The sequence below is a fragment of the Dolomitihabitans soli genome, from assembly GCF_022213955.1.
GTDB lineage: Bacteria > Actinomycetota > Actinomycetes > Streptosporangiales > Streptosporangiaceae > Streptosporangium_A > Streptosporangium_A soli.
Window position 1 is genome coordinate 108,819 of the sequence record NZ_JAKNTW010000008.1, and the last position, 23,622, is coordinate 132,440.

Here is a 23,622-nt window from a genome sequence, read left to right on the forward strand (position 1 = left end):
GATCGATGACCATCGTGCACCGGACCTGTCCCCTGTGTGAGGCCGTCTGCGGCCTGCGGATCACGCTCGACGAAGCCGGGCACACCACTTCTGTCAAGGGCGACCCCGACGATCCCTTCTCCAAGGGATTCATCTGCCCCAAGGGCGCGAGCCTCGGCAAACTCGACGAAGATCCCGACCGCCTCACCGGACCGCTGATCCGGAAGAACGGCGAGTGGCTGGAGGCGAGCTGGCCGGAGGCCTTCGCCGCGGTCGAGCAGGGCCTCGCCCCGGTGATCGAACGGCACGGCCGCCAGTCGGTCGCGCTCTACCTCGGCAACCCCAACGCCCACTCCATGGCGGGCGCGCTCTATGCCGCCCCGCTGGTCCGTGCGCTGGGCAGCCGCAACATCTACTCCGCGAGCACCGCCGACCAGATGCCCAAGCACGTCTCGTGCGGCCTGATGTTCGGCCATCCGCTGGCCATCCCGGTGCCCGACCTCGACCGCACCGGCTACCTGCTGATGCTCGGCGCCAACCCGCTGGAGTCCAACGGCTCGCTCTGCACCGCCCCCGACTTCCCCGGCCGCCTCAAGGCGCTCCGGAACCGCGGCGGCCGGCTCGTGGTCGTCGATCCCCGCCGCACCCGCACCGCCGCGCTGGCCGACGAGCACGTCTTCCTCCGGCCGGGCACCGACGCGCTCCTCCTGGCCGGCATCGTGCACACCCTGTTCGCTGAGGGCCTGACCTCGGTGAACGTCCCGGTCAACGGCCTCGACGAGGTGCGCGCGCTGACCGCGGACTTCGCCCCGGAGACGGTCGCCGCCCGCTGCGGCGTGCCGGCCGAGGTAATCGTACGGCTGGCCCGCGAACTGGCCGCCGCGCCGACCGCCGCCGTCTACGGGCGGATCGGCACCTGCACGGCCGAGTTCGGCACGCTCGCCCAGTGGCTCGTCGATGTGATCAACGTGCTGACCGGGAACCTCGACCGCCCCGGCGGCGCCATGTTCGCCAAGCCCGCCACGGAGTTCCGGGCCAGGCGCAAGCCGTACACCACGGGGCGCTGGCGCAGCCGGGTGCGCGGGCTGCCGGAGGCGAACGGCGAACTGCCCGTGGCCACGCTCGCCGACGAGTTGGAGACGCCGGGCGACGGCCAGGTCAGGGCGCTGATCACGGTGGCGGGCAACCCGGTGCTCTCCGCGCCGAACGGCACCCGGCTCGACCGGGCCTTCGCCGGGCTCGACTTCATGGTGAGCGTGGACCCCTACCTGAACGAGACGACCCGGCACGCGAACGTGATCCTGCCGCCGCCGAGGGTGCTGCAGTCGGGCCACTATGACTTCACCCTGCTGGCGCTGGCCGTACGCGACTACACGCGTTACTCGCCGCCCGCGCTGCCGCTGGAGCCGGGCCGTCCGGCGGAGACCGAGATCCTGGCCAGGCTGACGTTGATCGCCTCGGGGCAGGGGGCAGAGGCCGACCCGGCGGCGCTGGACGAGCTGATCCTGGACCAGATGCTGCGCAAGGCGGCGGACGCGCCGGGGTCGCCGATCAACGGTCGGGACCCGGCCGAGCTGCGGGCGATGCTGACCGGGGCGAACGGCGCGGAGCGGCGGCTGGACGCGATGCTCAGGCTGGGCCCCTACGGCGACTGGGTGGTGGAGGAGGACGGCCTGACCCTCGCCAAGCTGAGCGAGCACCCGCACGGGCTGGACCTCGGCGCGCTGCGACCACGCCTCGGCGAGCTCCTGTGCACGGCCTCCGGCCTGGTCGAGCTGGCACCGCCCGCGATCGTCGCCGACGTGGTACGGCTGCGCGACAGCCTGGGCTCCGCCGTACCCGAGATCATGCTCATCGGGCGGCGGCACCTGCGCTCCAACAACAGCTGGCTGCACAACGTGGGCCCGCTCGTCGGCGGTACCAACCGGTGCACGTTGCAGATCAATCCGGCCGATGTGGACCGGTACGGGCTCGCCGGGCACGCGGTGGTGCGCTCGGCGACCGGCGAGCTCACGGTGCCGCTCGAACCGACCGACACGATCATGCCGGGCGTGGTGAGCCTGCCGCACGGCTGGGGGCACGCGGGCAGCACGCAGACCATCGCGGCCGGGCACGCGGGGTTCAACGTGAACGCGCTGACCGACGAGTCGGCCATCGACGTGCCCTCGGGCAACGCGGTGTTCAACGGTGTGCCGGTCACGCTGGACCCCGTGACAACGTGACCTAGGCTTGCTCGGGTGACTGACCCGCGACTGCCGGCCCAGATCGAGTTCGCCCTGGAAATCGACAAGCTCAAGCGCGTGATCCGCCGCAACAACCTGATGGACGGGTCGCGCCGGGAGAACGACGCCGAGCACTCCTGGTATGTCGGGATGCTCGCGATGGTCCTGGGCGAGCACGCTCCACCGGGGACCGACCTCGACCGGGTGGTGGCGATGCTGCTGGTCCACGACCTCGTCGAGATCGACGCCGGCGACACCTTCATCTACGACCCGGTGGCGGTGGCCGCCCAGGTCGAGGCGGAGCGCGCCGCCGCCGACCGCATCTTCGGCCTGCTCCCCGCCGACCAGGGCGTCCGCCTGCGCGCGCTGTGGGACGAGTTCGAGGAGCGTCGTACGCCTGAGGCGCGCTTCGCCAAGGCGCTCGACCGGTTCGCGCCCATCCTCGCCAATCACCGGAACGACGGCGGCACCTGGCCGTTGCACAAGATCACCGCCCGGCAGGTGCTGGAGAAGGTGAAGATCATCGAAGAGGGGTCGCCCGCGCTCGGTGAGTACGCCGTCCGCCTCGTCGAGTTGTCGGTGGGCCGCGGCCACCTATCCTCATAAGGGTGTTCCCATCCGATTCGTCCGGGTAGGGCCCATATGTGAGAGGGGGGCGAATGGTGGAGGAGCAAGTAAAGACGGGGCGGCGCTCACTCAAGGAGATGCTGCCCACCACTGACCTCACCGACCGGCTGGAGCGCTCTACCGGAATGGATCGGCCGATCCGCGCCCTGGCCAAAGCCATCCGTAAGACCATCAAACCCGGCAAGCTCCGCGATCTGCTGCACGGCGTGCCCACCGGCAAACCGGCCCATCCACCCCTGGCCACTTTCAGCCTCGGCTGCTGGATGGCGACGGCCATACTCGACGTGACCCGTTCCGATCCCCGCGCGGCGCGCACCGTGCTCGCGACCGGCATCGTCGCGGCCGCACCGACCGCCGCGGCCGGCATCACCGACTGGTCGGCGCTGCACATCGAACAGCAACGCGTCGGCTTCGTCCACGCGATCGCCAACATGAGCGCGCTCGCCTTCTACACGGGCTCGCTCCTGCTACGGCTCACCGGCCGCGAGGCGGGCGGCAGGGCGCTGGGCTTCGCCGGCCTCGGCGCCGCCGGCCTCGGCGGCTATCTCGGCGGCCATCTCGCCTACCGGCAGGCCGCCGGCGCCAACCACGCCGAATCGGTCACCCACCTGGTACCGCTCGGCTGGCACAACCTGTGCGACCTCAAGGACCTGCCGCACGGCCGCCCGGTCACCCGCCGGCTCGGCTACATCGACCTGCTCGTGCTGCGCTCAGGCGACGGCGTGACCGTGCTCGCCGACGGCTGCTCCCACCTGGCCGGCCCGCTCCACCAGGGCAGGCTGATCAGCGAGGACGGCGTGGCCTGCGTGGTCTGCCCGTGGCACGGCAGCACCTTCCGCCTGGCCGACGGCGCGGTCGTGCACGGCCCGGCCACCGCACCCCAGCCCTCGTTCGAGACCCGCGTGCGCCGCGACGGCATCATCCAGGTACGGCCGGCACATCGCATTCAGTGATTACAGTATTTCTATGGCAAACCCGGCGATCCTGACCGTCGACGACGACCCGGCCGTGTCCAGGGCCGTCGCCCGTGACGTCCGTCGTAGATACGGCGAGCGTTACCGTGTCGTGCGCGCCGACTCCGGCGAGGCCGCCCTCGAGGCGCTGCGGGAGATCAAACTGAGAGGCGAGCAAGTAGCCGTCCTGCTCGCCGACTACCGGATGCCGCAGATGAACGGCATCCAGTTCCTCGAAGCGGCGATGGACCTCTTCCCCATGGCGAGGCGGGTGCTGCTGACCGCCTACGCCGACACCGACGCGGCCATCAACGCGATCAACCTCGTCGATCTGGACCACTACCTGCTCAAGCCGTGGAACCCGCCGGAGGAGAAGCTCTACCCGGTGGTCGACGGCCTGCTCGAATCCTGGCTCTCCAGCCCCGACGCGGCGGCCGACGAGGTCCGGGTCATCGGGCATCGCTGGTCCGCGCCGTCCTTCAAGGTGCGCGACTTCCTGGCTCGCAACCTGGTGCCCTACCGGTGGCTGCTGGCGGACGAGGCGGAAGGCGACCGGCTGCTGTCCGCCGCCGGGCTGGGCCCCGACGAACTGCCCGTGGTGATCACTCCCGACGGGAAGACGCTGACCGCGCCGAGCCCCGCCGACCTCGCCGCGCACATCGGCCTGAGCACCACCCCCGCGGCCGACTTCTACGACCTCGTCGTCGTCGGCGCGGGCCCCGCCGGCCTCGGAGCGGCGGTGTACGGCGCGTCGGAAGGGCTGCGGACCGTACTCGTCGAGCAACGGGCCACCGGCGGGCAGGCGGGCCAGAGCAGCAGGATCGAGAACTACCTGGGCTTCCCCGACGGCGTCTCCGGTGCCCAGCTCACCGACCGGGCCAGACGGCAGGCGCTCCGGTTCGGCGCCGAACTGCTGACCACCCGCGAGGTCGTCGGGCTGGAGTCCGGCGGCTCCACCCGGCTGCTCCGCTTCGGCGACGGCACCACCATCGCCGCGCACACGGTGGTGCTGGCGACCGGCGTGTCCTACCGGCGGCTGGAGGCCCCCGGCCTGGAGTCGCTGACCGGCCGCGGCGTCTTCTACGGCTCGGCCTCGACCGAGGCGCCGAGCTGCGCCGACCAGGAGGTCTACCTCGTCGGCGGCGCCAACTCCGCCGGGCAGGCCGCCGTCCACTTCGCCCGGTACGCCAGGCGGGTGCACCTCCTCATCAGGGGAGACGACCTGCGCCGTTCCATGTCGCAGTACCTCGTGGAGCAGATCGAGAACATCGACACCATCGAGGTGCACCCGCACACCGAGGTCACCGCCGCCGAGGGCGGGGACCACCTGGAACGGCTCGTGCTGCGCGACCCCCGGTCGGGCGAGGAACGGACCATCGAGACGTCGTGGCTGTTCATCTTCATCGGGGCCGAGCCGCGTACCGACTGGCTCGACGACGTGGTGGCCCGCGACCGGCGCGGATTCGTGCTCACCGGCCCCGACCTGCTGGCCGACGGCCGCCGGCCCAGCGGGTGGACGCTGCCGCGCGACCCCTACCACCTTGAGTGCAGCATGCCCGGTGTCTTCGCCGCCGGCGACGTGCGGGCCGACTCGGTGAAACGAGTCGCCTCCGCGGTCGGCGAGGGCGCGATGGCGGTCTCGCTGATCCATCGCTACCTGGAGGCGCAATGACCCCCGACGAGCTGCGCACCCTGTTCCTGTTCGAGTCGCTCGACGACGACCAGCTCGCCACGTTCGCCGAGCACGGCAGGGTGGAACGCCAGGAGGCCGGCACCGTCGTCTACCGCGAGGGCGAACCGGCCACCTGTTTCTACGTGCTGGTGAGCGGCACCGTCTCGCTCACCCGGCTGATCCGCGGCGAAGAGATCGAGGTCAACCGCACCGAGCAGCGCAGCGTCTACGCGGGCGCCACCCAGGCGTACCTCGGTGACCAGGTCGACCAGATCTACCCCAACTCGCTGCACGCGATCACCGACTGCGAGTTGTTCCTGCTGCCCGCCGACGTCATGGCGACCTCGATGCGCACCTGGTTCCCGATGGCGATGCACCTGCTCGAAGGGTTGTTCTTCGGCATGCGGGCCACCCAGACGATCGTCAGTGAGCGGGAACGGCTGATCGCGCTCGGCTCCCTGTCGGCCGGGCTGACCCATGAGCTGAACAACCCGGCCGCCGCCGCCGTACGGGCCACGTCCGTGCTGCGCGACCGGGTCGCGGGGATGCGCCACAAACTCGCCATGATCGCGGACGGGCGGCTCGACGGCAGCCGCCTGCACGACCTGGTCGAACTCCAGGAGGCGGCCGTCAAGCTGGCCGCCTCGGCACCCGAGCTGTCGGCCCTGGCCACCTCCGACGCCGAGGACGTGCTGACCGACTGGCTCGACGAGCACGGCGTGACCGGCGGCTGGGATCTCGCCCCCACGCTCGTCGCGGGCGGGATCGACACCGGATGGCTGGACAAGGTGATCACGGCTGTCGGCGCGGAGAACCTGGAGTCGGCGATCCGCTGGCTCACCTACACGATCGACACCGAGCTGCTGATGGGCGAGATCGACGACGCGGCCACCAGGATCTCCGGGCTCGTCTCGGCGGCCAAGCAGTACTCCCAGCTCGACCGGACCCCGTTCCAGACCGTCAACGTGCACGACCTGCTCGACGCCACCCTGCAGATGATGCAGGCGAAGATCCCGCGGGGGGTGCGCACGGTCAAGGAGTACGACCGCTCGCTGCCCACCATCCAGGCCTACGCCGCCGAGCTCAACCAGGTGTGGACCAACCTGATCGACAACGCCGTCGGCGCGATGGGCGAGAGCGGCACCCTCACCCTGCGAACCGCACGCGACGGCGACACCCTCGTGGTCGAGGTGGGCGACACCGGCCCCGGGATCCCCGAGACGGTCCGGCCACGGATCTTCGAACCGTTCTTCACCACCAAGCCCGTCGGCGAGGGCACCGGCCTCGGGCTGGACATCTCCTACCGCATCGTGGTCAACAAGCACCACGGGGACATCCGGGTGGAATCGCTTCCGGGACACACCACGTTCCGGGTGCTCCTGCCGTTCACCTCGACCGACTGAGGACCGCCCCGGCCGCACGGACCAGATCGACCGCCCGGCCTCACCAGATCGACTGAGGACCACCCGGCCTCACCAGACCAGGTTGATGATCGCCAGCACGCCGATGACGACGATGAACGCGCGCAGCGCCGGCGCGGGCAGCCTGCGCCCGACCCGCGCGCCGAGGTAACCGCCCACCATGGTGCCGAGCGCGACCATCAGCACGGCCAGCCAGTCGAGCGGTGCGACGAACACGAACAGCACCGCGGCCGTCGCGTTGACCAGCAGGGACAGCACGTTCTTGGCCGCGTTGACCTGCTGCAGGTCGTCGTCGAGGAAGCTGCCGAGCAACCCGATCAGCACCACCCCCTGCGCCGCCCCGAAGTATCCCCCGTACATCCCCGCGCCCAGCACCCCGAGCCACAGCCAGGGCCCGCCGTGCGGATGAGCGAACTCCCTGCGCTCGGCCAGTTTGCGGTTGAGCCACGGCTGCACCACCACCAGCACGCAGGCGAGCCCGATCAGGATCGGCACGATGAACTGGAACGCGGACTCCGGCAGGTTGAGCAGCAGCAACCCGCCGATCAGCGAGCCCGCGACCGAGCCCGCCCCCAGCCGGATCAGCCTGTCCCGCTGACCCTTGAGCTCGGCACGGTAGCCGAGCACACCGGTGATCCCACCGGGCACCATTCCCACGTTGTTCGACACGTTCGCGACGATCGGCGGGTAGCCCATGGCGAGCAACGTGGGAAAGGTGATCAACGATCCCGACCCGACAACCGCATTGATCGCACCGGCCCCGACTCCGGCCGCGCACACCGCGACCGCCTCCCACGGCGTCAAATCCCCACCCCTTGTACGGCTTTCGCCTGATGGTAGGGGTCGGCCGTCTGCGACTCGTCCTCGGGTGGCCTACGACTCGTCTTCGGGTGGCGTGAAGAGTCCGCCGAGGTTGGTCAGCGCCCTGCCCATCTCCGACGGGACGATCCACACCTTGTTCGCGTCGCCCTTGGCGATCTCGGGCAGCGTCCGGAGGTACTGGTAGGCGAGCAGCCGCTGGTCGGGCTTGCCGTCATGGATGGCCTTGAAGACGATCGAGATCGCGTCGGCCTCGCCCTTGGCCCGCATGGTGTGCGCCTCGGCCTCCGCCTGGGCGCGCAGCACCACCGCCTCGGCCTCGCCGCGCGCCTTCAGCAGGGCCGCCTGCTTCTCACCGTCGGCGGTGAGGATCGCGGCCTCCTTGAGCCCCTCCGCCTGAAGCACCGCCGCCCGCTTGTCACGTCCCGCCCGCATCTCCTTCTCCATCGACTCCTGGATCGAGGCGGGCGGATCGATGGACTTGAGTTCCACCCGGTTCACCCTGATGCCCCACTTGCGGGTGGCCTCCTCAAGGTCCGTGCGGAGGGTGGCGTTGATCTCCTCGCGGGAGGCGAGCGTGCGCTCCACGTCCATGCCGCCCACCACGTTTCGCAGGGTCGTGACGACGAGGTGCTCCACCCCGGCCAGGACGCCGGCGACCTCGTAGGTCGCCGCCTTGGGGTCGGTCACCTGGAAGTAGAGGATGGTGTCGATGGAGACGACGAGGTTGTCAGAGGTGATCACCGACTGCGGCGGGAACGACACGACCCGCTCCCGCAGGTCCGTCAGGTCCTTGATCCGATCGATGAACGGCACGACCAGGTTGAGACCCGGGCCGAGCGTGCGGTGGTAGCGGCCCAGCCGCTCCACGATGCCCGCCGTGGCCTGGGGGATGATCCTGATCGTGCGGGCCAGCGCGAACCCGGCGATCGCCACCACGACGATGGCGGCGATCAGCTGCTCCATTGCCATTCCGGCCCCTATGTCCTTGACCTGATGTGTCGAAGCTGGCCGAAATGCTATGTGGTTTTCTCTTTACTATCCCGTTAGGGGCGGATGACACGCCTACAACTGGTGTGTCCGGGCATACCAGCGGCCGTCACTGCCGCGATCGAGGGTGAGGGGGATGTTGAACGTCGTCGAAAGATTGTCGGCCGTCATCACGTAGTCGATCGGCCCCTGCGCCACCACCGAACCATGCCGCAGCAGCATCGCGTGGGTGAAGCCGCTCGGCACCTCCTCCACGTGGTGGGTGACCAGCACCATCGTCGGCGCCTTCGGATCGTGCGCCAGCCCCGACAGACGACGCACCAGATCCTCCCTGCCGCCCAGGTCGAGCCCTGCGGCCGGCTCGTCGAGCAGCAGCAGCTCCGGGTCGGGCATCAGCGCGCGGGCGATCTGCGCCCGCTTCCGCTCCCCCTCCGACAGGGTGTTGAAGCGCCGCCGGATCAGGTGCGCGCAGCCGAGCTGGTCGATCAGCTCCACCGCCCGGGTGACATCGCTCGAGTCGTACTCCTCGGTCCACCGCCCCAGCACGGCGTACGACGCGGTGAGCACCAGATCGATGACCTTCTCCTCAGGAGGCACCCGTTCCGCCAGCGCTGTACTGGCCAACCCGATGCGGGTGCGCAACTCCAGGACGTCGGTCTGCCCGAGCCGCTCCCCGAGGATCTCCGCCACGCCCTCGGTCGGATACAGCAACGCACCCGCCACCTGCAGCAACGTGGTCTTTCCCGCGCCGTTGGGGCCGATCACCACCCAGCGCTCGTCCGCACCGACAGCCCAGTCGACGCCCCGCAACAGGGCGGCACCATCTCTGCGGACCGCGACATCCGCCAGGCGAAGCACCTGACCGCCCATCCCTGATCACCCCTCACATGTTGCTCAGCTAAAACCTATTGCAGCTTGACCGCATATCGTGGATCGGTGCACGTTGATTCACCGATCTCGACGGTGCTGGTCTGCTGGGGCAACGCCTGGCTCACCGGCCATGTCGGCCTCGACGAGGCCGCCGACCACATCGAGCGTACGGCGGGCCCCGCCGTCATCGCCCTTCCCCCCTCCCTCGACCTCTTTTCGGGCCCCGCCTCGGGCTCGGACCTCGGCGCCGCCGATCCCGGATCTGGTCCCGGTCCCGGGTCTGGTCCCGGGTCTGGTCCCGGGTCTGGTGCTGGTCCTGGTGCTGGTGCTGGTCCTGGTGCTGGTCCCGGGTCTGGTTCTGGTTCTGGTTTCGACATTTCTGGTCTCGACACCGGCCTGGGCTCCGACCTGGGCTCCTCTCTGGGCCCCGACCTGGGCCACGACCTGGGCGCCGGCCTCGGGTCCGGTTCGTCCGGCTCCGGGTTCGGGCTGGGTGCGGACGCCGGCTCCGGGGTGACGGAGGAGATGCCGCTGCGGCGGTTCCTGGCCGACCTGAGGGTGGAAGGTCTGCGGGCGCTCAGGCTTGCGCTGCCCACGGCCGGCGACCCGCTGGGGCTCACCGGACCGCCCTCCTTCAACTCCGCCGCCATCGACGCCGGTGAGGCCGCGATAGCCGTGCTTCCCGGCCGGTGCATCGGCCTCATCCCTGCCCCCGACCGGCGTGGCTCCTCCTACGTCGGCACCCGGTGGACGGCGCTGCGGACCGCGGAGGCCACCCCCGACCTCCCCTCCCTCGCCGAGGCCGAACACGAGCTCACCTCCGCGATGCGCTCCGCCACCGACGCCCTGATGTCCATCGACGGGCCCCGCCCCGCCCACCCTGGCTCGGCGATCGCCACCGTCGACGGCGCCCTCGCCCCCGGCTACCCCGGCCGCGCCCACCGCGTGGCCGTGCTCTCCGCCCGCCTCGCCTCCGTACTCCGCCTCACCGACGACCGCGGTCTGACCTCCGCCCAGATCACCGCCCGCAGCCAGGCCCTCCGCGACCTCGACCGCGCCGTCCGCCGCGCCCGCGTCGCCGCGCACCACGCGATCATCAGCCCATAATCGAAGCTGTTCGTACGGCAAGCCCGCTCCAGACCCCCGCCGTAGGCGGCTGTCGTACGGCAAGCCCGCTCCAGACCCCCTCGCCGTAAGTGGCGAGGGCCGGTGGGGTCAACGCTTCTCAGGTGTGGGTGCCGGCCGCCGTTTCGGCTCGCCCGCCGGCCGTCTCCGCTGGTTCTCAGTCCCTGGCGGCCTGGAGGCGATGGTGGTCGGCGCCGTTATAAGGAATAACCCCGGAGTTCCTGCAGGAACTCCGGGGTTATTCCTTAGTACTACGTCTTCAGTTTCGGTATTCACGACTCGTGAAGATCACGAACCGCAATCGTGATCTACCTCAGAGCTACCTTGGGGCTGGGGCCACGTTCGGGAGAGGACCCTGGTTAAGGCGGGTCACCCGCTCCGGGATGATGCGGGGAACGTGCCGCAGCAGCCTCGCCGCGAGTATCGCGGCGACCAGCAGCACCGCCGCCCCGATCATCGCGGTGACGTGCACGCCGGATACGTAGGCCGCGTTCGCTGCTTCGATCAGCCGCGCGCCGGTCTCCTGCGGCAGGTCGGCCGCCGCGGCCGCGGCGCCGCCGAGGGTGTCGCGGGCGGCGTCGGCCGTGTCCGGTGCCAGGCCGGCGGGCATGGTGTCGGTGAGTTCCGCCCGGTACACCGCCACACCGACGCTTCCGAGGACCGCCATTCCCAGGGCACCGCCGAACTCGGTGCCGGTCTCTGACAGCGCCGAGGCGCTGCCCGCCCGCTCCGCCGGCGCACTGGCCACCACCAGGTCCGTGGCGAGCGCGACAACCGCGCCGACACCCGCGGCCATGGCCAGGCTGCCGATCACCAGGATCGCCAGGCCCCCGTCCACGCGCACCCCGGTGATCAGTGCGAGCCCGCCGGCCGCGAGAACCAGCGCGCCAGGGTCGACGGTGCGAGGGTGGCGCCGCCGACGCCCAGCAGCGCCCGTGCCGCGATCAGCATCGGAGCGCTCGTCGAGTAGGCGGCGACGATCGAGGCGACCCCGAACGCCGCCGCCCCTATGAGCAGTAGCCGCCGGCGCCCGATCCGATCGCCCAGGGCACCCATCGTGATCAGCAGCCCGGCGAGCAGGAACCCGTACACATCGGCGATCCACAGCTGCTGCGCGCTCGTCGGTTCGAGGTCGGCGGCCAGGAACGGCAGAGCGAAGAACAGCACCGACATGTCCATCGACACGAGCATGCCGGGCAGCAGCAGAATCGCGAGACCCAGCCACTGCCTCGGCCCGGCGGCAGCACTCACCTGGTGGCCCCGAAGGTGACCTCGGCGGAGTAGCGGGCCGTGCCGTACTCGCCGTCGCCCAAGTAGAAGCGGGTGGTCATGGTGCGGTCGGCGACGTCGAACACGCTCCGCCACATGGTCCGCCACGGTTCCTCGGGCACGGCCCGCATCGCCACCGCGTCAAGGGTGTCCCGTAGCGTGTGGGCGGACAGTTGCCCGGTGGTGTGCTTGGCGAGTGTGCGGGCGCGGGCGTAGGTGTGGAACGACTGCTCGGTGTCCGGCGGCAGGTCGTCGACATCGGGGTAGGCGTGCAGCAGGTGGTTGGTGGCGCACAGCGCGCCGCCGGCCGCAGTCAGGATGTGCTCGGTGTCGGCGCGGCCTCGCTCCCACACGAACGCCTTGCCCGAGGCATCGGCGACGAGATAGTGGCACGGTACGCCCTGGTTGTAGTGCTTGGCGCCGAGCAGTGCCTGCTTGGCCTGTTCGACGTTCTCGCACGTGTCGAGCAGGAAGCGGGGGACCTGCGTGACGTTGAGCCCGACCTGAGGACCGATCGGCATGGTGGGCGGTTCGTTGTCCGCGACCTCCGCGAGCAGCAGGACGACAGACAGCCCGGCCTCGTTGATGCCCTCGGTGCACCCGTCCAGCTCCGACATCGTGAGAGCCGTCGAGGCGAGCCCGTCGTCGGGGTACATCGTGACCACGTAGGGACGCGATGCCATGGGCAGCCCGCCGGCCGCCGCTGGGTCGCCACCTGTGGCCATGGCCACGAGGGCCTGCTCGCTGAGCGTGAAGAGGTCGTAGTTGCGGGCCACCCGGCCACGACCGTCGGCGGCCATCTCCGGCGGGCACCACACCGCCGAGCAGCCGGAACCCGACGGCAGTGTGGGCATTCCGTCGAGACAGAGCCTGTCGTCATCCGGGTCGACCCCGAGCGCCCTGGCCGCCCCCGATATGCGCGCATACTGCTGCGGCCAGTTGCGCTCGAACCACGTCCAGCGCGCCCGGTTGATCACGGGGTCGATCTTGGTGGGCACCCATCCGGCGCCGTCGCGGGCCTCCTCGGCCAGCACCGCGCCGATCGACGTGTGGTCACCCCGGACGACCAGGTGCCGAACGGTCATGAAGTCGTCGCGGCCACCGGCCACGATGGAAAGTTCGTTCATGGCCGCAATGCTGCTCAGGGGTGCTGACCGGTCACGCACCAACCGCTGACGGTGTCCCCCGGCAGGTCGTCAGCGGCGGTGCGCAGGTCCCGCGGGACACCGGCCGCTGCGAGTGCGTCGCCGAGATCATCGAGAGTGAGTCAGAGCCCGTTCTCGCGTCGCTTGGCACTGAGCGCCATCGCAGCGCTGGAATTGGTGTGCGGTATCCCGTGAGTTCCTCTGAGCTTGTTCGACCTCTTTAGCCGCAGGACCTAGTGCCGGCCCGCGTTGATCCTACGGGGGGTCGCTGGGCGGACGAAGGCGTGATATTTCAACCGCCGACGGTCACTTGCTGTCCAGCCGCCCCAGCGCGTGGGCCTCGGCGAGGACGGACCGGGCCATCTGCCAGTCGGTGTGGTCGATGCCGGTGATGTGGCGTAGGTAGGCGAGGGTGACCTGCTGGACGAGGGCGACGCGGCTGGGGTCCTCGTCGGTGGTCTCTGCTGCCCGGTAGCCGGAGATGCCGCCAAGGAAGTGCTCGCCGCCGTAGACGGTGAGCAGGCTCTTGTTACCGCGGCTGAGGGTGTAGGGGTCGCTTGTCCAGGCGGGTCCTCGGGTGGTGAGCGGGAGATCGTCCTTGTCGCCGGCGACCACCAGTCCGGGGGCGGTGATGTGAGAGAAGTCCTGGTCGCGGAGCCAGGGAAGGTTCTCGTGGGCGAAAGGGGTCAGTTCGTCGCCGCCCTTGCCGGCCGTGGCCAGTTGGATGCCGGCCATGACCCGGGAGTCGGACAGGTCATCGGCGGTGCCGGTCTGGGGGTCGGTGACGCGCAGACCTACCAGGATGCCCGCGGTCTGGCCTCCGAAGGAGTGGCCCGCTGCGACGATGCGGCTGTGGTCGACCCGGCCGGACAGGCCGGGCACGGATGCCTCCAGCGGCTTGAGCTCATCCAGGATGCGCTTCATGTCCTGCACGCGGTAGCGCCACAGGTGGGGCCTGCGGGAGTCGTCCGCGGCGATGGCGACCCGCTTGGAGTCGAGATGCGTGGCTTGGATCACCACGAAGCCATGAGAGGCCCAGTGGTCGACCAGCGGCGCGTAGCCGTCCAGGTCGGACCCGAATCCGTGTGCGAAGAGCACGATCGGCAGGCGTGTGCCAGTGAGCGGTGCGGAAACGCGTACGTGCAGGTCCTGGCCGCGCTGGGGGGCGGGCAGCACGATCGGCTTGACCGTCACGGTCGGGGTGGGAGCGGGGCCGGTGAGGCCGGTCGCCTGGTGGGTGGTCACGTGCGTGCTTCTTTCCGATGTGGTGCGGGTGGCGGGTCAGGTGATCTTGAGGTTGAGGATGCGTCCGGCGTTGATCCATGACGCATCGGGCGAAAAGCCCCGGGGTCATGTCAGCTACGCTAAAACTTGACGTCGACGTCAAAGGCAAGTCGTTGTGGCGTAGATCACATGGAGCTCGGAATGCGCATTGGGGAACTCGCCCGCCGCACAGGCGTCAGCACCCGGGCCCTGCGGTACTACGAGGAGCAGAACCTTCTCACGGCCGAGCGCAGCAACACCGGCCAGCGCCACTACCCCGAAACCGCGGTAGCCCGGATTCTCCTGGTCCGAGAGCTGTTCACCGCTGGCCTGTCGAGCAAGACCATCGCCGAGCTCACGCCATGCGTCATCGACGGCAAGGCCACACCCGAACTCCTCGACCGCCTGGCTGTGGAGCGCGGTCACATCGACCAGCACATCGTCGATCTCACGCACACCCGAGACAGGCTCGACTCGGTCATCGCCAGCGCCTCCGCATCCATGGACACCGGTACCCCCTGCCAGCCCGGCCCGGCATCGACCGCTCCGGCGTAGGTCAGCGACGCTACCCTCCGTGGTGATCAAGAAGCTCGGGAAGATGGGGGATGACGTCGTCCAGTCCGTTCGCGGTGCTCTGGAACAGAGGGCGCCACGGCCTTCGAGGGGCACCGAGAACCTCTGCGTGCCGCTGCGGCACAACTCCTTGGCGATGCGCTCGCCGTCGGCGTACTCGCGCAGCCGATCCTCGCCCAGGTCGCGCCCGGATAAACGAGCCCCGCCGCGCCTGCTCGGCGTAGTAGCGGTCGATCAGCGGATCCTTGAACCGCCCCGCACGCGCCCGCGGCGGGGTGCAGGACGCCGGGGTGAGGTCCACGCCATCCTCGATGTCGACCCCGGCCTCGCGCAGCAACTCGTGAACGGTGACGCCCCTGCCCTGGGCGGGTGGGGGCGGAGCGGGGTCAGGAAGGTCGGCGGGGCGGAGCGGGGCGGTCAGGTCAGTGCACCGAAGCGCCAGATGCGGAGGGTCTTTTCGGGGCCTGCGGAGATGAGCATCAGGCGGCCGTCGGCGTCGACGTGGGGCAGCAGCACGGTGGCCGAGCCTGGGTGCGCGTCATCGATCTTGCCTCTGAGCTTGCCCGTCTCCAGGTCCCAGGCCCGGAGCATGCCGTCGGAGCCGCCCGCCACCAGGGTTTCCCGGCCCGCGACCTCGATCACGCCCAGTGCGTGGATCGTGCCCTTCGGCCCGCCGATCGGTTTCCGCGCGGCTTTGCGCGTGCCGGCGTCCCATACCCGGATCGCCTTCTCCTGCCCGGCCGACGCCACGACCAGCCGCCCGCCCAGGATGCCGGTCACCAGCGTCTCCACCGGCCGGGTGTGCGCGCGGTACGGCTTGCCGATCGCGCGCCGCCGTACGGGATCCCAGATCCGGGCGGTCTCGTCCCTGCTGCCGGACGCCAGATACGTCTTGCCGTCGCGCTTGCCCGCCGCCAGCCAGGTGATGGCCGCCTTGTGCCCGCGCAGTGAACGTCCGACGGCGCGCCGTCTCTTGAGATCGACGAAGCTGATCTTCTCGTTCGCCGTCGCCACCGCGACCCTGTTCCGGCCGACGACCGCCAGCGCCGAGACCGCGCCGCCCCGCGCCTTGTACGGCTTGCCGATCGCCTTCCGGGTCTTCAGATCCCAGATTCGTACGGTGCCGTCCCTGCCCCCGGTCACCGCGACCTTCTTCTTCCCGAGCGTGGTGGTCCCGACCGCCTCAACGGCCCCCTTGTGCCCCTTGAACGGCCTGCCGACCGCCTTCCCGGTCGCCAGGTCCCACAGTCGTACCCTTCCGCCCCTGTCCCCTGAAACCACGATGTGCCGCTTCCCGACCTTGGCCACCGCCAGGGCCCGGACCTCGGCCCCGGCTCCCACCGAGCGGACCCGGTAGCCGTAGCCCAGCCAGCCGTTCTCTCCGGCGACCGGAGCCTTCGTCTCCGAGGTCGCCACGCCGTTCTCCCCGGACGCGGCGCGATCCTTCTCCGTGCCGGGGTCCGCGTTCCCGGTCCCGTGGGTGACCCGAGGCCCGGCCTCCGGCCCTCCGGTCGTCGTCCCTTCGTCGACTCCGGCCTGGGTGACGATGCCCACCGTGGCGACCGGACGCGCGCCGTCGCCGTCCGCTCCCCCGAACACCAGCCAGGCCGGGGCCGCCACCGCCGCCGCCAGCCCGATCCCCACCAGAACCCGCCGCCCGGCCTTCCCTCGCCGAACGGTGCCGACCGGCCGGATGGTCCCTCCGACGAGCGACTCCTCCTCTTCCGCCGGACCTCGCACCTCCGGCGTGGCCGTACGACCCCCTTGAGCGCCCGCGGCGATCAGTCCCGAGCCCGCCGCCCGCACCTTGGCCCTACCGGCGGAACCTCCGGCAGTCCTGGGAGCCCTGGCGACCGGGGCCGCATCCGCCGAAGTCCGGGCGGTCGCACGCGCCTCCCCAGACCTGGCGGTCGCACGCGCGTCTCCAGCCCTGGCCGCCGCAGTACCTCCAGGCCCGGCGGTCGCATCGGCCTTCTCGGGCCCAGCGGTCGCATCGGCCTTCCCAGGCCCAGCGGTCGCATCGGCGTCCTTAGGCCGCCCATCCGCCTGGGTCTCTTCAGCCCTGATGGTCCTATCGGCATCCCCAGACCCGACGGTCACAGGGGTGTCTCCAGGCCCGGCGGTCACAGGCCCGGCGGTCACAGTGCCTCCGGTCCTGGCCCTCATTCCCGCAGCCGCAGCCTCGGCCGTCGTGAGCGTCCCCGCGGCGCCGACTGTCGTACGCGCGTCCGCCGGCCCGCCGTCGGTGAGAGCCGCCTCCTTGGACGCCGTCCCAACCGAATCCCTGCCGACCGAACCCCTGTCGGTCGAATCCCTGTCGACTGAGGCCGCGGCGGTCACGGCCGGGTCGGTGGCGGAAGGCGAGCCGTCCTGCGAGGCCGCCACACCGTCGATCTCCTGGTCATCATCGATCGCTCGGTCCGCAGCGGGCACCGGCACGTCCGAGGGCCCTGGCAGCACCGGACCGTCCGAGGACGACCGCCCCAAGGACACCGCGTCACCCAAAGACTCCGCACCCGAACGCACCGCGTCCCTTGGAGATACTGACGCATCCGAAGACCCCGACACGTCCGAGGACACCGCGTCACCCGGGGGCACCGGCACGCCCGAACGCACCACGTCGCTCGGAGACACCGGCGCATCCAAGGGCACCGACCCATCCGAAGGCACCGCGCCACTCGAAGACACCGACACATCCAAGGACACCGCGTCGCTCGAAGACACCGACGCATCCAAAGGCGCCGACCCATCGGAAGGCACCGGCCCATCCGAAGCCACCGCGCCACCCGAAGCCACCGCGCCACTCGAAGGCACCGACACATCCAAGGACACCGCGCCACCCGAAGGCACCGGCGTATCTGAGGGTGCCGCGTCGTGTGACGTCACCTCGTCGTCGGCCGGGTCGTGCGACGGCGTCGAGTCGACGGGGATCGCCGAATCCTGCGACGACGCCGACCCTTCACCGGCCGAATCGCCCGCCGACTTCGAGCCCTCCGAAGCAACCGCAGACTCCTGGCCTGCTGCTTCACTCCCGCGAACCGCTCCGCCATCCTCCAGCGAGCCCACCTCGGCCGACGCCGCGGCGACAGGCGGCACCGAACGGGCTTCGCCCCGAGGGCTGTCGGGGGAGGAGGAGGAAGACGCGTCGTCGGGACGTGGGCCGGCCGGGGGATCGTCGGCGAGGACGACCAGCGACGCCCGCCGGGCCTCGGCGACGGCCGGATCGACCTTCTTCCGCGGCCGCCGCGAGGGAAGCAGCGAGAGGATCTCCGGGAACCCGGGACGATCCTCGGGCGACTTGGCCAGGCACCGCTCAAGCAACCGCCGCAACCCCGCCGGAACATCCGATAAATCCGGCATATCCGCATAAACGCGGCTCAATACCGCCGGCACCGAATCGTCGAACGGATCCCGCCCGGAGGACCCCGCCGAGAACGGCACCCGGCCGGTCGCCGCGAACGCCATGGTCGCGGCCCAGCTGAAGACGTCGGTCGCGGCATCGACCCGGTCCCCGGCGATCTGCTCCGGCGACATGTACTCGGGAGTCCCGATCGTCGCGCTGAACACCGTCGCGGAGGCCTCCAGCGCCCCGGCGATCCCGGCGTCGAGCAGCCACGGCCCGTCGACGCCGAGCACGATGTTGCCCGGCTTGAGGTCGCGGTGGATCACCCCGTCGGCGTGCAGGGACGCGAGGGCGCGGGCCGTACCTCGGACCAGCGAGGCCAGCCGCCTCCCCGACAGGTTGGTGGACAGCGGGAAACCGTCCGCGAACGTGCTGACCACGTACGGCCTGCCGTCGTGGGCTCCGGCGTCGAGCACGTTGGCGATGCGCGGATGCTCGGCTCCGCGCAGCGCGTCGAGGGCGGCGAGGAAGCGCTCGGGGCCTTCGTCGGCGAGGCGGAACCGCGGGTGGAGCAGCTTGACCGCCACGGCGGAGCCGTCCGGGGCCTCGGCCGCGTAGATGACACCCTGGCGTCCCGCTCCGAGACGCCGGGAGACGTGATAGCCACCGAGCGCATCGGGGTCCCGCGTCCCGGTGGATGGGGCGAGCGGCATGCGCACCTCCTCCGGCAGGGCCGGGATCGCGAGTATTCACGGTAAAGCGGAGACCCGACGTACTTGTGGTGGGTCCACACAATACGCCGGTCAGGATCCCACGAAGGTCGTCTCCGGGCTCTCGATTCTGACGGATCGATCACGATCTGAAGTGATCGTTACGGGGTGCTCATCGATCATGACAGCGGCGACAGATCCCGGCCGGAAAGGGTCAGGCCAGGTCGTGACGTACCGCGTAGAGCGCGGCCTGGGTCCGGTCCTGGACACCGAGTTTCATCAGGACGTTGGACACGTGCGTCTTGACCGTCTTCTCCGCCACCGACAGATCCCTGGCGATCTCCCGGTTGGACCGCCCGGCGGCGATCAGCTTCAGCACCTCGCGCTCCCGGTCGGTCAGCGGCCCCGCGACGGGCAGCGGGACGGCCAGCATCGCCTCCGCGGCCTCCGGCGCGAGCAGCACCTGCCCGTCCGCCACGGCCCTGATCGCCGCGACCAGCGCACCGGGATCGATGTCCTTGTAGAGGAACCCCACCGCGCCGGCCCGCATCGCGGGAGCCACATCCCCCCGGTCGCTCACGGACGTCAGGACCAGCACCCGTACGGCGAGCCCGCGCGCGGCCAGCCTGGCCAGCGTGGCCCGCCCGTCCAGAACCGGCATCTTCAGGTCGAGCAGCAACAGGTCGGGCGCGAGCGAGGCCACCAGTTCGACCGCCTCGGCCCCGTCCGCCGCCTCGCCGACCACGGTGACGTCGTCCTGGAGGTCGAGGAACGTGCGCAGGCCCTGCCGTACGACGGGGTGGTCGTCGGCGATCACGACACTGATCATGGGCGCACCACCAGACGCACGGTGGTCCCCTCGCCGGGACGTGAGGACACCTGGATGACGCCGCCGACGGATCCGGCCCGGTCCTCCATCGAGGGAAGGCCGAGCCCCCGGCCGGAGACGGCGGCCGGGTCGAAGCCGCTGCCGTCGTCGGTCACTTCGAGCACCAGCCCACTCTCCTCCATCGCCAGTCTCACCTGGACGGCAGGGCCGCCGGAGTGGCGCAGCGCGTTGTGCAGCGCCTCCTGAGCGACGCGGAGGACCGCCACCTCGACCTCGGGCTCCAACTCCTCGGGGGCCGAACCGGTGAAGCCGACCTTGGCGGGATGCAGACGGTCGAGCAGGTCCACGTGCTTGCGGAGGGTCTCGGCCAGGCCGTGCCGGTCGAGCTCGGCGGGGCGCAGCTCCACGATCACGGCCCGCAGCTCGGACAGCGCCTCCCCGGCGAGCCGCTGCACGCGGTCGAGTTCGACGGCGGCCCTGGCGGGGTCGGGGCCGAGGAGCGCGGCGGCGGCCTGCGCGGTGAGGCGAAGCGAGAACAGCTTCTGGGTGACCGCGTCGTGCAGGTCGCGGGCGACCCGGGTGCGCTCCTCGATCATGGCCAGCTCACGCCCGCGCTCGTACAGCCTGGCGTTGGTGAGGGCGATCGCCGCGTGCGCCGCGAACAGCGTGAGGAGTTCCTCGTCGGCCGGGGTGAAACCGCCGGGCGTGCGCTTGTTCGACAGGAAGATGATGCCGAGCACCTGCTCGCCGTCGCGGATCGGCACCCCGATGAAGTCCTTGAGCACGGGATGGGCCCGGGGCCAGTACTCGAACCTGGGGTCCCTGCGGATGTCGGGCAGTCGTACCGCGCTGCCATCCCTGAGCAGCGCGCCGAGCATGCCGTGCTGGCGGGGGGTCGGCCCGATGGCGTCCCACTCCTCGTCGGTGATGCCCTCCGCGACGAACTCGGCGAAGGCCCCCTCGTCGTCCGGCACCCCGAGCGCCGCGTAGCGCGCGTCGAGCAGTTGCTGCGCCGAACGTACGATGACCTGCAGCACCTCGCGCACCGACAGATGCCTGGTGACCGCGAGCACGGCCGAGCTGACCGCGTGCAGGACCTTCTCCTGCTCGGTCGCCGCGCCGGAAACAGGCTCGAACGTCACAAACCTCACCTTAGGTCCTAGGCCGTTTTACCCACACGCCCCCGGCCCGTGGCCCGATGTACGGCTGCCGCCGCGTTCGTAGCGTCGGTGCCATGACTAGCACCGCACTCATCACCGGCGCCTCCCGCGGACTCGGCCTGGCCCTGGCCCGTGCCCTGGCGGGGCGGGGCTGGAATCTCGTCCTCACCGCACGCGGCGCCGACGACCTGAACCGGGTGGGCCACGAGCTCGGCGCGACCGTGCTGCCGGGCGACGTGACCGACCCGGCGCACCGCGACCGCCTCATCCGGGCCGTACCGGAACTCGACCTGCTGGTGAACAATGCCAGCGGGCTCGGCGCGACCCCGCTGCCACCGCTCGCCGACTATCCGCTGGCGGAGCTGGCCGGGCTCTTCGAAGCCAACGTGCTCGCCCCCCTCGCGCTCGTCCAGGGGGCGCTCCCCGCGCTGCGCGCCCGGAAGGGGGCCATCGTCAACATCACCTCCGACGCGGCGGTCGAGCCGTACGAGGGGTGGGGCGGTTACGGCGCGACCAAGGCGGCCCTCGATCAGCTCTCCAACGTGCTGGCCATCGAAGAGCCCGAGGTCGCGGTCTGGTGGCTGGATCCGGGCGAGATGAACACCCGGATGCTGGCCGGAGCCATCGGCGCGGCGGAGGCGGGCGGCGCGCCTCATCCCGAGACCGTCGTGCCGACCATTCTGCGGCTGCTCGACAACCGTCCCGTGAGTGGAAGGCTGGTCCACTGATGAGCCTCGACTTCGCCCTCCCCCCGGTGCACGAGGCGCACGAACCGCCGGAGGCACGCGGCCTGGCACGCGACGCCGTACGGCTGATGGTCTCGCGGGCCGGGTCCGGTGAGATCGTCCACGGCCGGTTCACCGACCTTCCCGGTCTGCTCGACCCCGGCGATCTGGTGGTGGTGAACAACTCGGCGACCCTGCCCGCCGCGGTCCTGCTCGACCGGCTCGCCGTGCACTTCTCCACCGAGCACGAGGACGGCGACTGGGTGGTCGAGCTGCGCCGCCGTACCCTCTCGGGGACCGTGCCGTACGACGGAGGGGCGGCCGGTGAGTGGCTTCCGTTACCGGGAGGCGCGACGCTGCGGCTGGACGAGCGGGAGACGCCCCGGCTGTGGCGGGCCCGGCTCGACCGGGAGGTCGTGCCGTACCTCCGGCGGTACGGCGTGCCGATCCGCTACTCCTACGTCGATCGGGACTGGCCGCTCGACGACTACCAGACGGTGTTCTCCACGGTTCCGGGCAGCGCCGAGATGCCGAGCGCGGGCCGCCCGTTCAGCACCGAACTGGTCACCGCGCTGGTGGCCCGTGGCGTGGGCATCGCGCCGATCACCCTGCACACGGGCGTGGCCTCACCGGAGAAGGACGAGCCGCCGCACCGCGAGCGTTACTCCGTCCCCGCGGCCACCGCGCGGCAGGTCAACCTGGCCAGGGCCGGCGGCGGGCGGGTCGTGGCGGTGGGCACCACGGTGGTGCGCGCCCTGGAGACGGCCGCCGTCGGGACCGGCCGGGTCGCGCCGGGGAGTGGCTGGACCTCCCACGTGGTCACCCCGGCGGGCGGGGTCCGGGCGGTGACGGGGCTGGTCACCGGCTTCCACGAGCCGCTCTCCAGCCACCTGATGATGCTGACCGCGATCGGCGGCGACGACCTCGTCTCCCGCTCCTACGAAGAAGCCCTCCGCGCGGGGTACCTGTGGCACGAGTTCGGTGACACCCACCTCATCCTCACCTCCTGAGCGCGCCGTACGGCGCGCGCGCGAGCTGCACAGCTCGCGGTCACCGTGCAGCCCGCTCCTCACGCGAGGAGCGGGCGGGCGGGTCGAGGGCGGTTCGAGCGGGGGTGTTCAGGAACTTCCTGAGGTAACGGACGTCCACGTTCGCGAGGGGCAGCAGGACGAAGAAGTCGGCGCTGCCGAAGTCGGGATCGTGGGCGGGAGCGCCGCACACCCACGCGCCGAGCCGCAGGTAGCCGCGGAGCAGCGAGGGCATGGCGAACCTCTTCGGCCGCCCGACCCCGCCGTCGTGCCAGGGACGGTGCGGCACGACACGGTGCTCCCGCGGCGCGAGGTGCCCGGCCAGCCGATCGTGGACCGCCGCCGCCCGCGCGCCCCCGTCGCGCAGCGGCACCGCGTAACAACCCGCCAGGTGGGTGTGCCCGCCCGTCACCATGTATCTGGCGATACCCGCCCACATCAGGCCCAGCACCGTGCCGCCCCGGTGGTCGGGATGGACACACGACCGCCCGGCCTCGACCAGCCCCTTCCTGATGGCGCGCAACGGGCCGAGATCGAACTCGGTCTCGCTGTAGAGCGTGTCCGAGCTACCCGGGGCGAGCAGCCGGTAGGTGCCCACGACCTCCCCCGTGGCGGCCTCCCTGACCAGGAGGTGATCGCAGTAGGCGTCGAACCGGTCGGCGTCCACTCCGGTCACCGGCGAGTCGAGCCGGGCGCCCAGTTCCCCGGCGAACACCCGGTAGCGCAGCCGCTGCCCTTCCTGCACGTCGGCGGCCGTACGCGCCAGGCTCACCCGGTAGCGGCCCCGCTCGTCGGCGATGACCGCGCCGTCCAGGCGACGCTCGGGACTGATCGTCATCGGCGGCTGCCCTCCCGTTCGCGGAACTCCCCCCATGTACACATGGCGAGATGGACGCGAC

At 70.9% G+C, this 23,622-nt stretch carries 19 protein-coding genes and 1 pseudogene; 9 read left to right on the forward strand and 11 right to left on the reverse strand.

Features of this window, described 5'->3' with window-relative positions; genetic code table 11:
- The first annotated feature begins 5 nt into the window (after positions 1–5).
- The 5 genes from MBA17_RS18215 (at position 6) to MBA17_RS18235 (ending at position 6,856) form a co-directional block, all read left to right on the forward strand.
- Entirely contained in the window at positions 6–2,201 is a 2,196-nt protein-coding gene (locus MBA17_RS18215; protein WP_238497688.1) for a molybdopterin-dependent oxidoreductase, read from the forward strand.
- Between the two features lie 15 nt (positions 2,202–2,216).
- Positions 2,217–2,807 (forward strand): HD domain-containing protein, encoded by a 591-nt coding sequence (locus MBA17_RS18220; RefSeq protein ID WP_238497689.1) that lies wholly within the window; start codon positions 2,217–2,219, stop codon positions 2,805–2,807.
- Between the two features lie 98 nt (positions 2,808–2,905).
- Positions 2,906–3,781 (forward strand): Rieske (2Fe-2S) protein, encoded by an 876-nt coding sequence (locus tag MBA17_RS18225; protein WP_238497690.1) that lies wholly within the window; start codon positions 2,906–2,908, stop codon positions 3,779–3,781.
- 13 nt (positions 3,782–3,794) lie between these two features.
- The gene (locus MBA17_RS18230; protein ID WP_238497691.1) at positions 3,795–5,453 is read left to right on the forward strand and encodes an NAD(P)/FAD-dependent oxidoreductase; all 1,659 of its coding nucleotides are present in this window, start codon (positions 3,795–3,797) and stop codon (positions 5,451–5,453) included.
- Positions 5,450–6,856, forward strand: a complete 1,407-nt coding sequence (locus tag MBA17_RS18235) for a sensor histidine kinase (protein WP_238497692.1) — start codon at positions 5,450–5,452, stop codon at positions 6,854–6,856. Before MBA17_RS18230 ends, MBA17_RS18235 begins: the two co-directional genes overlap by 4 nt.
- A gap of 69 nt (positions 6,857–6,925) precedes the next feature.
- Here the strand turns inward: MBA17_RS18235 and MBA17_RS18240 are convergent, their stop codons facing one another.
- The 3 genes from MBA17_RS18240 to MBA17_RS18250 all read right to left on the reverse strand — a co-directional run bounded on the left by MBA17_RS18240 (position 6,926) and on the right by MBA17_RS18250 (position 9,553).
- Positions 6,926–7,678 carry a sulfite exporter TauE/SafE family protein gene (locus MBA17_RS18240; protein ID WP_238497693.1) on the reverse strand — a complete coding sequence of 251 codons (753 nt, stop codon included), beginning with the start codon at positions 7,676–7,678 and terminating at the stop codon, positions 6,926–6,928.
- A gap of 69 nt (positions 7,679–7,747) precedes the next feature.
- The gene (locus MBA17_RS18245) at positions 7,748–8,665 is read right to left on the reverse strand and encodes an SPFH domain-containing protein (RefSeq protein WP_238497694.1); all 918 of its coding nucleotides are present in this window, start codon (positions 8,663–8,665) and stop codon (positions 7,748–7,750) included.
- A gap of 93 nt (positions 8,666–8,758) precedes the next feature.
- A complete protein-coding gene (locus MBA17_RS18250) occupies positions 8,759–9,553 on the reverse strand; it encodes an ABC transporter ATP-binding protein (protein WP_238497695.1) in 795 nt (264 codons plus the stop codon).
- 66 nt (positions 9,554–9,619) lie between these two features.
- On the opposite strand from MBA17_RS18250, the gene MBA17_RS18255 reads away from it, so the two are divergent.
- Complete coding sequence (locus MBA17_RS18255; protein WP_238498015.1) at positions 9,620–10,660, forward strand: hypothetical protein; 1,041 nt, start codon at positions 9,620–9,622, stop codon at positions 10,658–10,660.
- A gap of 337 nt (positions 10,661–10,997) precedes the next feature.
- Here MBA17_RS18255 and MBA17_RS18260 read toward each other — a convergent pair whose 3' ends face one another.
- The 4 genes and pseudogenes from MBA17_RS18260 to MBA17_RS18275 form a co-directional block, all read right to left on the reverse strand.
- Positions 10,998–11,516, reverse strand: coding sequence for an MFS transporter (locus tag MBA17_RS18260; protein WP_238497696.1), 519 nt, complete (start codon positions 11,514–11,516; stop codon positions 10,998–11,000).
- Between the two features lie 47 nt (positions 11,517–11,563).
- Positions 11,564–11,869: pseudogene (locus MBA17_RS18265) on the reverse strand (MFS transporter); the annotation flags it as partial.
- A gap of 56 nt (positions 11,870–11,925) precedes the next feature.
- On the reverse strand, positions 11,926–13,074 hold the full coding sequence (locus MBA17_RS18270) for a C45 family autoproteolytic acyltransferase/hydrolase (protein ID WP_238497698.1): 1,149 nt from the start codon (positions 13,072–13,074) through the stop codon (positions 11,926–11,928).
- 324 nt (positions 13,075–13,398) lie between these two features.
- A complete protein-coding gene (locus tag MBA17_RS18275; RefSeq protein WP_238497699.1) occupies positions 13,399–14,337 on the reverse strand; it encodes an alpha/beta hydrolase family protein in 939 nt (312 codons plus the stop codon).
- A 180-nt stretch (positions 14,338–14,517) separates the two neighbouring features.
- Here MBA17_RS18275 and MBA17_RS18280 point away from each other — a divergent pair, with 180 nt between their 5' ends.
- Complete coding sequence (locus MBA17_RS18280) at positions 14,518–14,910, forward strand: MerR family transcriptional regulator (protein WP_238497700.1); 393 nt, start codon at positions 14,518–14,520, stop codon at positions 14,908–14,910.
- A 435-nt stretch (positions 14,911–15,345) separates the two neighbouring features.
- Here MBA17_RS18280 and MBA17_RS18285 read toward each other — a convergent pair whose 3' ends face one another.
- The 3 genes from MBA17_RS18285 to MBA17_RS18295 all read right to left on the reverse strand — a co-directional run bounded on the left by MBA17_RS18285 (position 15,346) and on the right by MBA17_RS18295 (position 20,952).
- The gene (locus MBA17_RS18285; RefSeq protein WP_238497701.1) at positions 15,346–18,984 is read right to left on the reverse strand and encodes a WD40 repeat domain-containing serine/threonine protein kinase; all 3,639 of its coding nucleotides are present in this window, start codon (positions 18,982–18,984) and stop codon (positions 15,346–15,348) included.
- A 211-nt stretch (positions 18,985–19,195) separates the two neighbouring features.
- Positions 19,196–19,810 carry a response regulator gene (locus MBA17_RS18290; RefSeq protein ID WP_238497702.1) on the reverse strand — a complete coding sequence of 205 codons (615 nt, stop codon included), beginning with the start codon at positions 19,808–19,810 and terminating at the stop codon, positions 19,196–19,198.
- Positions 19,807–20,952, reverse strand: coding sequence for a GAF domain-containing sensor histidine kinase (locus tag MBA17_RS18295; protein ID WP_238497703.1), 1,146 nt, complete (start codon positions 20,950–20,952; stop codon positions 19,807–19,809). Before MBA17_RS18295 ends, MBA17_RS18290 begins: the two co-directional genes overlap by 4 nt.
- Before the next feature lie 92 nt (positions 20,953–21,044).
- Here MBA17_RS18295 and MBA17_RS18300 point away from each other — a divergent pair, with 92 nt between their 5' ends.
- Together MBA17_RS18300 and MBA17_RS18305 are read left to right on the forward strand one after the other, a co-directional pair.
- Positions 21,045–21,698, forward strand: a complete 654-nt coding sequence (locus MBA17_RS18300; protein ID WP_238497704.1) for an SDR family NAD(P)-dependent oxidoreductase — start codon at positions 21,045–21,047, stop codon at positions 21,696–21,698.
- Entirely contained in the window at positions 21,698–22,705 is a 1,008-nt protein-coding gene (locus MBA17_RS18305; protein WP_238497705.1) for an S-adenosylmethionine:tRNA ribosyltransferase-isomerase, read from the forward strand. The genes MBA17_RS18300 and MBA17_RS18305 overlap by 1 nt, the downstream gene beginning before the upstream one ends.
- Positions 22,706–22,745: 40 nt before the next feature.
- Here MBA17_RS18305 and MBA17_RS18310 read toward each other — a convergent pair whose 3' ends face one another.
- A complete protein-coding gene (locus tag MBA17_RS18310; protein WP_238497706.1) occupies positions 22,746–23,561 on the reverse strand; it encodes a GNAT family N-acetyltransferase in 816 nt (271 codons plus the stop codon).
- Positions 23,562–23,622: the final 61 nt, after the last annotated feature.

Coding starts and splice junctions, on each gene's coding strand:
- MBA17_RS18245 (WP_238497694.1), bottom strand. CDS start 8,665: ATGGCAATGGAGCAGCTGATCGCCGCCATCGTCGTGGTGGCGATCGCC.
- MBA17_RS18290 (WP_238497702.1), bottom strand. CDS start 19,810: ATGATCAGTGTCGTGATCGCCGACGACCACCCCGTCGTACGGCAGGGC.
- MBA17_RS18250 (WP_238497695.1), bottom strand. CDS start 9,553: ATGGGCGGTCAGGTGCTTCGCCTGGCGGATGTCGCGGTCCGCAGAGAT.
- MBA17_RS18310 (WP_238497706.1), bottom strand. CDS start 23,561: ATGACGATCAGTCCCGAGCGTCGCCTGGACGGCGCGGTCATCGCCGAC.
- MBA17_RS18215 (WP_238497688.1), top strand. CDS start 6: ATGACCATCGTGCACCGGACCTGTCCCCTGTGTGAGGCCGTCTGCGGC.
- MBA17_RS18230 (WP_238497691.1), top strand. CDS start 3,795: ATGGCAAACCCGGCGATCCTGACCGTCGACGACGACCCGGCCGTGTCC.
- MBA17_RS18225 (WP_238497690.1), top strand. CDS start 2,906: ATGCTGCCCACCACTGACCTCACCGACCGGCTGGAGCGCTCTACCGGA.
- MBA17_RS18285 (WP_238497701.1), bottom strand. CDS start 18,984: ATGCCGCTCGCCCCATCCACCGGGACGCGGGACCCCGATGCGCTCGGT.
- MBA17_RS18270 (WP_238497698.1), bottom strand. CDS start 13,074: ATGAACGAACTTTCCATCGTGGCCGGTGGCCGCGACGACTTCATGACC.
- MBA17_RS18300 (WP_238497704.1), top strand. CDS start 21,045: ATGACTAGCACCGCACTCATCACCGGCGCCTCCCGCGGACTCGGCCTG.
- MBA17_RS18305 (WP_238497705.1), top strand. CDS start 21,698: ATGAGCCTCGACTTCGCCCTCCCCCCGGTGCACGAGGCGCACGAACCG.
- MBA17_RS18235 (WP_238497692.1), top strand. CDS start 5,450: ATGACCCCCGACGAGCTGCGCACCCTGTTCCTGTTCGAGTCGCTCGAC.
- MBA17_RS18280 (WP_238497700.1), top strand. CDS start 14,518: ATGCGCATTGGGGAACTCGCCCGCCGCACAGGCGTCAGCACCCGGGCC.